Raw genomic sequence first — 429 nt, 5'->3', positions numbered from 1 at the left:
GCCTGGCAAGCGGTGGTTGCCCGCCACGAAGCCTTGCGCGCATCGTTCTGTTGGGACAGCGGCGAGCAGATGCTGCAAATCATCCACAAGCCCGGCGCCACCCGCATCGAGTTTGTCGACTGGAGCGGCGAACCTGAGCAAGGCCATGAAGAGCGCCTGCAAGCGCTGCTCAAAAACGAGCGCGAGGCCGGTTTCGATCTGCTGCATGAAGCACCCTTCCACTTGCGTCTGATCCGCATCGGCGCCGGGCGTTACTGGTTCATGATGAGCAACCACCACATCCTCATCGATGCCTGGTGCCGTGGTTTGTTGATGAGTGATTTCTTCGAAATCTACACCGCGCTCGGCGAGGGACGCGAGGCTGCATTGCCCGCGCCGCCGCGTTATCGCGACTACATCGGCTGGTTGCAGCGTCAGGACATTGCCCAC

The 429-nt window shown here is 61.3% G+C and carries 1 protein-coding gene; it reads left to right on the top strand.

Annotated elements, in window-relative coordinates; genetic code table 11:
* On the top strand, nt 1-429 hold a 429-nt coding region (locus tag SxD43FB_RS24070), incomplete at both ends, for a condensation domain-containing protein (RefSeq protein ID WP_141249667.1).

Origin of the sequence: Sphingobium sp. D43FB (assembly GCF_002312805.1) — a bacterium.
Taxonomy (GTDB): Bacteria; Pseudomonadota; Alphaproteobacteria; order Sphingomonadales; family Sphingomonadaceae; genus Sphingobium.
This window is presented reverse-complemented; position numbering and strand designations above follow the sequence as displayed.